This window comes from Legionella qingyii, assembly GCF_003184185.1.
This window is the reverse complement of sequence record NZ_QHJG01000063.1, coordinates 1-10,332: the sequence shown is the minus strand read 5'-3', so window position 1 is coordinate 10,332 and position 10,332 is coordinate 1. Positions and strand designations below refer to the sequence as shown.

Sequence of the window (10,332 nt, the reverse complement as noted above, 5' to 3'; positions counted from 1 at the left end):
GCTACTGAAGTTCCTACGGTGGAGTAGGCCGTTATTGCTAATGCAAGTTTGGTGGTGCTGGCCAATTGGTCATTTAACTTAATGGCAAGCCCCTTCAATTGGCTCGCATTAATGGTATAAGTACCATCAGTATTACGTACCAACACAGTCCCTCCTGAACTTAGCGTCGCGCCAATAGGAACATTGCCAATCTTTACTGACAACACATCCGTGGTGTCTCCCACTGGTAGTTTTGCGCTTATATTAAGGGGGATGGGGGTATTTTCATTCCCGGAGGCCGCTTGCGTACTTAAGATAGGAGCATCGGCAACAGGATTAACTCCGATCTTTATTGATTGCTGAATGCTTGCGGATAAACCTTTGGGGGAGGTAGATGTAGCAATTACATTAAGAGTCACAGAACCTGAGACCTGATTTAATCCGGATTTAAAAGTTAACCCAACAATTTGTGCTGCAGTAAGCGTCCAACTACCATCCTGATTTAGTGTCCCGGCAGATAAAGAACCACCAGCAGGGACACCCGTGATTTTATAAGTTAATACATCGCCAGCATACCGTGTTGCAGCGCTTATATTTAATGGTATTGATGTATTTTCATCTCCCCCAGGGCTTGTTACTCGTAATGAGGTAGGAGGTACTGGAACTGCAATCACAGGAACATTGTACGTTTGTGTTGGTAATGCACTAACTTGTAAAGTACCCGCTTTTATTGCCTGTAGTTGAGCGATATCCGCTACTGCCACTGTAATAGGTAACATACCTGGAGTTGAACTATCAAGTGCTACGCCCGCAGCTAATTTTAGAGTTTCAGGCCCATTTACTCCATTAAACCAGGTTAAACCCTTAATAACTTGGGTACTTTCATTTCCCACAACATACTTAAGGGAGCCATTAGCATTATTGTTCATAATTAACCAGTAGTGCTGATCCTTAGCATCAATATCAGTTGCCGATAATGTACCTAATTTAGCACCCGCCGTGCTTTCGCGAACTGCAGTTGGAGTAAATGAAACTTTAGGTGCTCCGAGATCTTGAGCCACGATCTTAATTTGTTCAAATCCTTTAACACTTAAAGGAATGGCAGAAAATTTGAAAAAGCTTTTTGCTTCTGCTCCAGAAGCAACAGCAGCTTTAAAACCTAAAACATTATTTTTAAAATCTATAGAATTAAGTTGTCCGTAGCTTACTTTCAGTTCTAAAACATCAACTCCATTACCCCCACTATATGTAGAAGCCCCTCCGTGAGCAATGGCGTTTAAATTAGCTTCAAAGGTCATCTTATCAGCGCCATTTCCTCCTGTTATAACAGAGGAACCAACACCAGCATCAACGCTATTACTTTTATTGCCCAAAGTTATAACCGTGCTCCCCGTAGTTAAAGAGTTGACGGAGTTAATCCCTTGACCAAGGGTTATTGTAAAATTCGCGGCGCTGAGCTGAACCATGCTATTCGCAACATGGGCATACCCAAGGTTTAAAATGTTATTTCCATTACCTGCGGTAATAACATCCTTGCCGGATGAAGATAAGGCATTAATTAGGTTATTACCATTTCCAATAAACAAGGTCTCATTTTTACCAGAAAGTGTCACCGAATTATTGCCATTCCCGACAATTAGAAGGTTATTATCACCTAAAACTGAGAGCGTATCTTTACCATTACCTACTGCAAGAATATTATCATTTCCTGTTAATTTAATATTATCATTCCCATTTCCTACAATACCTATACTCTTATTTGTATTGAGCGTTAAATTTAAATTTGCATTACCATAGGAAGTGATTTTGTGCGCCAAAATTAATTGTTCATTACTATAGTGAATAATCTTGGAAGCCATAAGAACACCTAAAACCATATTGCAAGGTTCTTAATTCTTCCATGACTTAGTACCTGCACGTTATTAAACACCTGAACAAACTGATACTTTCAAGTAGTGGGAGTTTCATCATAAATATAGTAATTAAAGTATAGATATTGACTAAATTTTATTCAAATTTATTTGTACAAAAAGTGCTTTTTTCACTCATTAAAGTTAAATTATTTTTAAATAACGATGTAATATCCCTTATCTTTCCCTAAAAGATTCCTCTTTGGCTTTAAAAATTGGTTTAAGAATATAATCCAAAACACTTTTTTTGCCTGTTTTAATAAAAACATTTGCTGTCATACCAGGAATTATGGGTAATTTATGTTTATCATTCCCTAAATAATTTTTATCGGTTTGTACACGGATCATATAAAAAGTTATTGGTTCTCTCCCTGGTAACTTATTACTTGAGTCCTCAATTGCATCTGGACTGATATAAGTAACAACTCCATTTAAACTACCATAGACTGTATAATCATAAGCAGTAATCTTAACTGATACCTTTTGCCCGGTATGAATAAAAGCGATATCCTTGGGCGTTACTTTTGCCTCAACAAGTAACTTATCTGACAAAGGAACAATTTCCAAAATATCTTCACCAGGGCTTACAACTCCCCCCTCAGTTTTAATATTGATTTTTTTAACTACGCCATAAACAAGTGATCTTAATTGAGTACGCACCATTTTATCTTTTAAAGAAGCTAATGAATCAGTCAAACTCATTAACTCTGCTTTATGCTGATTGAGCTCACTCCATGCAGTATTTTGATATTGATTTTTTTTCTCTAATATTTTTTGTTGAATTTCCGCAATAATTTCCTGAGTACGAATATATTCTGCTTTAGATGCATATCCTTTGACCGTTAACCTTTCATACATTTTGGTTCGTTCTTTAGCAAGTTCTAAATAGTGTTGTAAATTATCTAATTCTGAATGAAGCGAGTCGAGTTGAGTTTTGAATAAATAATTTTCTCTATCTACAAGATCAGGAGCATTTTCTTTTAACTCAGCAGAAAACTGCACACTTGGCTGACCATAAGCTTGTGCCGTTAGCCTAGCAACAGTGGCTGAAAGAGCGAGATATCTATGATAACCATTTTTATAATCAGCCTTATACCGAGTATCATCTAGAGTTACTAGAATTTGGTTTGGATGAACTATTTCCCCTTCCTGAACCAAAATCTTATTAATAATTCCACCATCCAGACTTTGTATAATTTTAACTTCTGAAGAAGGAATGACTTTTCCCTCCCCGACAACAACGTCATCTATCATTCCAAAATAAGACCATATTATTCCCGAAATAATAAGCATTAAAACAATAAAAAGAATACTGTTAGCAACCACTGTTTTTTTCGACAACAGCGCTGCTTTAGAGTCAGAAATAAAATCCTCATCCTCTGACAGAAATTTATTATCTTGCTTATTTTTCTTCAAAGCCATATTTACTTCCCTTCCTGATTTGGTACTGAAGAGGAGAACTGCTGAGACTGCTTTTGTTTCTCAAGTGCTTGAGCTTTTTGCAGAACATCGATCACTTCATTTTTAGGGCCATCTATAATGATATGCCCATTATCCATCATAATAAGACGTTCAACTAAAGGAAATAATGATACTTTATGTGTCACTAAAATAATGGTCTTTCTTTCTTTGAGAGCTAATAAACGCTGAATCGTTTCTTGTTCTGTAGCCATATCCATAGCACTGGTTGGCTCATCAAATAACCAAATCGGTGGGTCAGATAACAATCCACGAGCCAATGCAATAGATTGTCGTTGCCCTCCAGATAAACCTTCCCCTCTCTCGCCAATCATCATATCAAATCCTTCGGGGTGATGATTAACAAATCGGTCGACACCACCAAGATAACCTGCATTGATAATTGCTGCGTCATCAGCCCAAGGCATTCCCATAGAAATATTATCTCGTACTGTTCCATAGAATAACATGCTGTCTTGAGGAACAAAGCCCATGTTCTTCCTTAAGTCGACAGGGTCTAGTTGCTCTATGTTAATGCCATCTATATAGATATTTCCTTCTTTTGGTTGATATAAGCCAAGCAGTAATCGTTGAATGGTACTTTTACCCGAGCCAATACGACCAATAAATGCGACTCGCTCTCCTGCCTTTATTTTAAAAGAAACTTTATCAAGTGCCAGGATTTGTTGACCTGGATATTGAAAACTGACTTTATCGAATTCTATTGTTCCTTCTATTTTGGGGAGGTGTAAAAACCGTTTATTTTCTGGACGCTCAATAGGCAATGACATCAAATCATTCAGATTTTCCAATGATAACCTGGCTTGCTGTAACCGGGTTAAAATACCTGCCAATGAAGAAAGTGGAGCTAAAATCCTTCCCGCTAAAATATTTGTGGCGATTAAGCCACCTAAGGACATGCTTCCTTCTTCGATCATATATACACCTAATGCGATCATGCCGACGGTAATAAACTGTTGACCGTAATTGGTAATAGTGATGATCAAATTTGAGAAATAGCGCATTTTTAATGAATCTCGTGCTGTAGTGCCAACATATTGCTCCCATTTTTTTTGCATTTGGCCTTCAGCATTTAAGGATTTAACCGTTTCTATAGCAGTTACTGTTTCAACTAATATTGCATGTTTTTGCATGGCTCCTTGCAAAGATTTTATTACCGCTTCACGCATTGGTTTCTCAAGAATGTATGCAGCGAGTAAAATAAGCGGCACGATAATAAGTGGAATCAGTACAATCCAACTGCCTAAATAAGCAATAAGTACGAAAAACAAAATAACAAAGGGCAAATCAATAATTGTGGTTAGCGTTGCGGAGGTAAAAAAATCTCTCAGTACTTCAAACTCACGCAAATTATTTACAAAAGCGCCTACAGAATTGGGTTTATTCATCAATCGGATACTTATTGCTTGTTGGAATAAAGTGCTTGCCATTACCACATCGGCCTTTTTTCCACTGACATCAATTAAATACCCGCGTAATAGCCTTAAAATAAAATCAAAAAAATTGATCATCAAAACCCCAATAACGAGTACCCACAATGTCACATTGGCGTTATTGGGTATAACTCGGTTATACACATTCATGATAAACAACGGCATAACTAGATTAAAAATATTAACTAAGAATGCAGCGAGGATGACTTGAATATAAATGTAGCGATAACGAGATAAAGTACTCCAAAACCAGGAAAGCTTATCTATATTCTCTCTTGGCTTTGCTTCAGAACGTGTTTCATATTTAAAAACTGGAGCGATAAATATGGCTTGTCCAGTATAACTTTCTTCCAAATCATCTAGTGATTTTTGTTGAATACCGCCTCCATGATCAGACAAAATAAGCTCCACTGTTTCTGTATCAATGATCTTATTTAAGATACAGGCCTCATCATTTTTTAAAAGTAACACTACGGGTAAAACTAATTTCGAAATATGAGAAAGGGAGCGTTTGACTACACGCGCTGTGAATCCAACTCGTTCCGCTGCACGTATAAATAAGGCTGGTGTTAATCTATTATTTTCCAGAGGTAATCCGGCACGCAGTACATCTGCAGATAAAGGACGATGATTTAACATAGTTAAAATTACTAAACAATCTAATAATGGATCAGAGAAAGTTTCTTTATTCTCAGCAGACTTATCCATCCTCTTTTCCCACAGAAGAGAAGTTATATGTCTTATAGTTTAGCAGGTTAATTCAATAATATAGGGAATATCGAATAAATTGAGCAGATTGATATTTGTATAAAATATACTTAATTGGGAGTAAAGCCAATTTTAATTGACAAGTACGTCCCAATCGGCGCGCAATTAAACATATTTTTATCTATAAAAACTTTGGGTGATGGCATGCGTCATTACAATCTGTCTTGGTCTTTTCTACCTGAATGGTCACATGTTGAATATTAAACTCTTGACGTAATTGTTCGACCCATTCCGCTCTTAATGCATCAGAAAGCACATCATCAGGCATATGCAAATGAACCGACATCGCATTTTCTTGGGTACTCATTGCCCAAATATGTAAATCATGAAAACCTTTAACCCCTGGTTTGCTCAATAAGAAATCGCTAACAGCAGTCCAAGAAATATTATCAGGAACCCCATCAATAATTAATCTGAAACTACCTGCAAATAAAGCCCAAGTACCTCTAAGGATGACTAATGCGATCAGCAAACCAACCACAGGATCTATCCACTGCCACCCCGTCCAATACAGCAAGGCCGCTGACAGCACCACACCTACTGAAACCAAGGCGTCATAAAATAAATGTAAATATGCACCTCTAATATTCAGGTCTTCAGAACCATGTGCAAACAATAATGCAGTGGCTGAATTAATTACGATACCTATACCTGCGACTATCATCACAGATAAAGCTTGAACTTCAGATGGCGAAAACAGTTTATAGACTGCGTCTGTGGCAATAATGCCGCATGTAAAAACTAACAAGATCCCATTGGCCAATGCTGAGAGTATGGATGTCTTTTTTAAGCCATAGGTCGCTTTCATTGTAGGTGCTCGTTTCATAAGTACTGTAGCAATCCAAGCTAAACCCAAACCTAAGACATCACCTAAATTGTGAAACGCATCAGCCAATAAGCTGGTCGAATTTGATAAATAAGCAAAAACAATTTGTATGAGTACAAAAAGACCATTTGCGATTATAGAAATGGTAAACGCTTTATTATAAGTCACGGTAGCATTTTTTTGTCCGTGATGGTGGTGGTGATGTGAGTCACCATGAGAATGTGTGCTCATAACGTTCCTTCGCTATTTTGATCTTCTTGTTTCTCTTCAGAATAATAGTTAATACCGATTTTTATTCGGTTACGCTCTTTTTGCTTACGCCAAGCATTCGTATCACGTAAAGAATAAACACACCCACAATATTCTTGTTTGTAAAATTCTTCGCGCTTGGCAATCTCATACATGCGTTCTGAACCACCATTTTTTCGCCAATTATAAGTCCAGTACTCGAGGTTAGGGTATTTGCTTGCCGCTCGAATTCCGCAATCATTAATTTGATTCATATCTTTCCAACGTGAAATTCCCAACGAACTGCTGATAACGGGAAAACCATGCTCATGAGCATATAAAGCCGTTCGTTCAAAACGCATATCAAAGCACATGGTGCATCGTTTACCGCGCTCGGGCTCCCATTCTAAACCCTTGGCACGAGCAAACCAATTATCTTTGTCATAGTCCGCGTCAATGAATGGAATATTATGTTTCTGAGCAAAACTAATGTTTTCGTTTTTCCTAATTTCATATTCTTGAATTGGGTGAATATTCGGATTATAAAAAAAGATAGTAAAGTTGATTTCTGAACTAATAAGCGCCTCCATGACCTCACCAGAACAAGGTGCACAGCATGAATGCAGCAACAACTTGTCCGCATCATTAGGTAATTCTAATCGCTCTCTTTGTATCATTTCTTTACATCCAACAAATTTATAAAATGGTGACGATAATATACTAACTCAGCGATAGAGTCTTTAATATCGTCTAAGGCCAAGTGTTTTGATTCTTTAATTACACCATTTAACAATTCTGGTCGCCAACGAATGGCTAGTTCTTTTAATGTGCTCACATCCAAATTCCGGTAATGAAAAAATGCAGCCAGTTCTGGCATGTATTTGTATAAAAATCGTCTATCCTGGCACACACTATTACCACACATCGGCGACTTACCTTTATCAAGATACTTCTTTAAAAAGTCAATTGTTAATTGTTCTGCTTGTGCCTCGCTGATTTGACTTTGCAAAACACGATTAACTAAACCGGATTGTCCATGTTGCCTGGTATTCCAGGAATCCATACCATCTAGCAATGTTTTAGATTGAGAAATGGCAAAAACTGGTCCTTCAGCAATTATATTTAAATGAGGATCAGTCACCACTGTAGCAAGTTCGATAATCCTATCTTTTTCAGGATCAAGTCCTGTCATTTCCAAATCTATCCAAATTAAATTTTGATTATTTTTCATTTGTTTTCCAGGAGTTTAATATCAATTCTACACAAGCCACTCGTCTTTGATGCAGGGTATGTTTAATTGCCTCACCCTTATATCCTTCAGCAATGATCGCCTGGCTGTTCACTTTAGCACATTCAGTTAACAAATAGGTCCATAATTTACTTTGTCGATAATCAATAGTTCGACCACAGCCTGCAGCATCAGATTCACAAGCAATTAACATATTATAGAATAGATGGGGCCGACGAAATGCATCGCTTTGCTCGAGAATCTTTACTATAGTGCTTGCTTGTAATTCAAATAAGCGGTGAATGTTCAAATGAACTCGCGAAACCAAGGTTGCCAGGGCGCGATAATCATTGGGAATGCGTAATCTAGAACACAGGGTCTCAACAATGGCAACACCGCGTTCTTCATGGCCATGATGGCTTGGCCAATTGTGCATAGGCGATAACGCTTTACCCAAATCATGTACTAATGCGGCAAAACGTATCACAGGATCTGCAGTTAAAGTTGCTGCCGCTTGCAAAACCAACAAAGTATGAACACCACTATCTACTTCATGATGGTAATGGTACGGATTAGGTATGCCAAACAACACATCAATCTCTGGTAAAATCACGCGCAATGCATCGCAAGAACGTAAAGTAATTATAAATTGCTCTGGATTCTTTTCTTCCAGACTTCTTTGCCATTCCTGCCAAACGCGTTCAGCGACCAAATGAGCCAATTCACCTCGTTGAACCATGGTATACATCAATGAACGTGTTTCATCAGCCAATTTAAAACCTAAATGATGAAAGCGTGCTGCAAAACGAGCAATTCGCAATACCCGCACAGGATCTTCAACAAAGGCTGGAGAAACATGACGGAGTACTTTAGCTTCTAAATCCTTAAGTCCATGATAAGGGTCAATAAGTTGTCCTTGCTCATCCCTGGCCATTGCATTAATTGTTAAATCACGGCGAGCTAAATCTTCCTCTAAGGTTACAGTGTTACTGAAATTACAGGAAAATCCGTAATATCCTGGTGCAGATTTTCTTTCTGTTCGCGCTAAAGCATATTCTTCACTCGTTTTAGGGTGCAAAAAAACAGGAAAATCTCGTCCAACTTGTCTGAATCCTCGAGCCAATAACTCATCCGGTTTAGAACCGACAACAACCCAATCACGTTCTTGTACAGGCAGATTCAATAATTGATCACGTACAGCACCACCAACTAAGTAGACTTTCATTAAATTTAATTTACCTTCATACTGTATGAGTAATTTAGCCTTAAATTTCTTTCGAGCTAAGAGTATTTTTTAATGATTATATTATAGATCTGAACTATGAGTAAAAGACGTATTAGTAAACAACAATCTGCCCGTATTGAAAAAATCCAACAAAATTATCATGAGAATAGAAAAAATTATGATGATCTGGCGGATGGTTTAATCATTACTCGCTTTAGCAAACACGTTGAACTAGAAGACATTCAGGGTAGACACATACGTTGTTCTATCAGACCTAATCTAGAGACACTGGTTGCAGGGGACAAGGTAATTTGGCAATCTGAAGGAGTTAACCAAGGTGTAGTAGTTAGCCTTTATCCTCGAAGCAGTGTCTTGGGAAAACCAACCAGCTCTGGCCTGATAAAACCTGTTGCTGCCAATATTACGCAACTCATTATTGTCATAGCACCTAAGCCAGAAATATCATGGGCATTACTTGATAGCTATTTAGTTATGGCAGAAACTCTGCATTTACAAGCAGTAATTCTATTAAATAAAACTGATTTATCATGTGAACTCCTCAAAGAACAATTATTCATGGATTATGGAAAACTAAATTATCCTATTGTGCTAATGAATAAAAACTCTGCTGATGGCTTAGAACAACTCAAAAACATATTAAATCATCAAATTAGCGTTTTTGTAGGACAATCAGGAGTGGGGAAGTCATCGATTATTTCCAGCATTTTGCCCCATGAGACCAATATCTCCATAGATGAAATTTCGGAATTGTCTGAATTAGGTCGACATACTACCAGCAATTCACGATATTATCACTTGCCAAGTGGCGGTGCCTTAATTGATTCACCGGGTGTAAGAGAGTTTAGTTTATGGCACATAGATGCCACAGAAATTGCACGAGGTTACCCCGAATTTAGGCCCTATTTGTCACAATGCAAATTTCGAAATTGTACCCATAAAGACACGCCACATTGTGCTATTATTAAGGCAAAAGAAGAGGGTTTGATTTCAGAAAATCGATATGAAAATTTCATCAAGCTTTGTGGCCAATATACCTAAAACTTTCATAGTTGTCGGTAGTAATATGTATTCAACAGCAAGTGCAAGATTAAAGTGTGCCTCTGTATAGAGACCGCGCATAAAGCCTGAGAGATCCTCACAAAATTTAGCCATAGTGAGGACTCTCTTGTTGACTCTGAATAGCACACTGATACAGCATGCTTAAAAGTTTCTCAAAAACTTCTTGAGAGATAGTA

At 37.7% G+C, this 10,332-nt stretch carries 8 protein-coding genes; 1 reads left to right on the top strand and 7 read right to left on the bottom strand.

Annotated elements, in window-relative coordinates:
* The 7 genes from DGG96_RS20175 to DGG96_RS20145 all read right to left on the bottom strand — a co-directional run.
* Nucleotides 1-1,838 (bottom strand): Ig-like domain-containing protein (locus DGG96_RS20175; protein WP_133249355.1); only part of this gene is annotated, 1,838 nt, incomplete at its 3' end.
* A 228-nt stretch (nucleotides 1,839-2,066) separates the two neighbouring features.
* A complete protein-coding gene (locus tag DGG96_RS20170) occupies nucleotides 2,067-3,311 on the bottom strand; it encodes an HlyD family type I secretion periplasmic adaptor subunit (RefSeq protein ID WP_110144258.1) in 1,245 nt (414 codons plus the stop codon).
* Nucleotides 3,312-3,313: 2 nt separating this feature from the next.
* Nucleotides 3,314-5,509 carry a type I secretion system permease/ATPase gene (locus DGG96_RS20165; protein WP_110144257.1) on the bottom strand — a complete coding sequence of 732 codons (2,196 nt, stop codon included), beginning with the start codon at nucleotides 5,507-5,509 and terminating at the stop codon, nucleotides 3,314-3,316.
* 181 nt (nucleotides 5,510-5,690) lie between these two features.
* Nucleotides 5,691-6,626 carry a cation diffusion facilitator family transporter gene (locus DGG96_RS20160; RefSeq protein ID WP_110144256.1) on the bottom strand — a complete coding sequence of 312 codons (936 nt, stop codon included), beginning with the start codon at nucleotides 6,624-6,626 and terminating at the stop codon, nucleotides 5,691-5,693.
* Nucleotides 6,623-7,300 (bottom strand): epoxyqueuosine reductase QueH, encoded by a 678-nt coding sequence (locus DGG96_RS20155; RefSeq protein ID WP_110144255.1) that lies wholly within the window; start codon nucleotides 7,298-7,300, stop codon nucleotides 6,623-6,625. The genes DGG96_RS20160 and DGG96_RS20155 overlap by 4 nt, the downstream gene beginning before the upstream one ends.
* Nucleotides 7,297-7,854 carry an oligoribonuclease gene (gene orn, locus DGG96_RS20150; protein WP_110144254.1) on the bottom strand — a complete coding sequence of 186 codons (558 nt, stop codon included), beginning with the start codon at nucleotides 7,852-7,854 and terminating at the stop codon, nucleotides 7,297-7,299. The genes DGG96_RS20155 and orn overlap by 4 nt, the downstream gene beginning before the upstream one ends.
* Entirely contained in the window at nucleotides 7,844-9,076 is a 1,233-nt protein-coding gene (locus tag DGG96_RS20145) for a multifunctional CCA addition/repair protein (RefSeq protein WP_110144253.1), read from the bottom strand. The genes orn and DGG96_RS20145 overlap by 11 nt, the downstream gene beginning before the upstream one ends.
* Before the next feature lie 96 nt (nucleotides 9,077-9,172).
* On the opposite strand from DGG96_RS20145, the gene rsgA reads away from it, so the two are divergent.
* Nucleotides 9,173-10,135, top strand: a complete 963-nt coding sequence (gene rsgA / locus DGG96_RS20140) for a small ribosomal subunit biogenesis GTPase RsgA (protein WP_110144252.1) — start codon at nucleotides 9,173-9,175, stop codon at nucleotides 10,133-10,135.
* The last annotated feature ends 197 nt before the right edge of the window (nucleotides 10,136-10,332 follow it).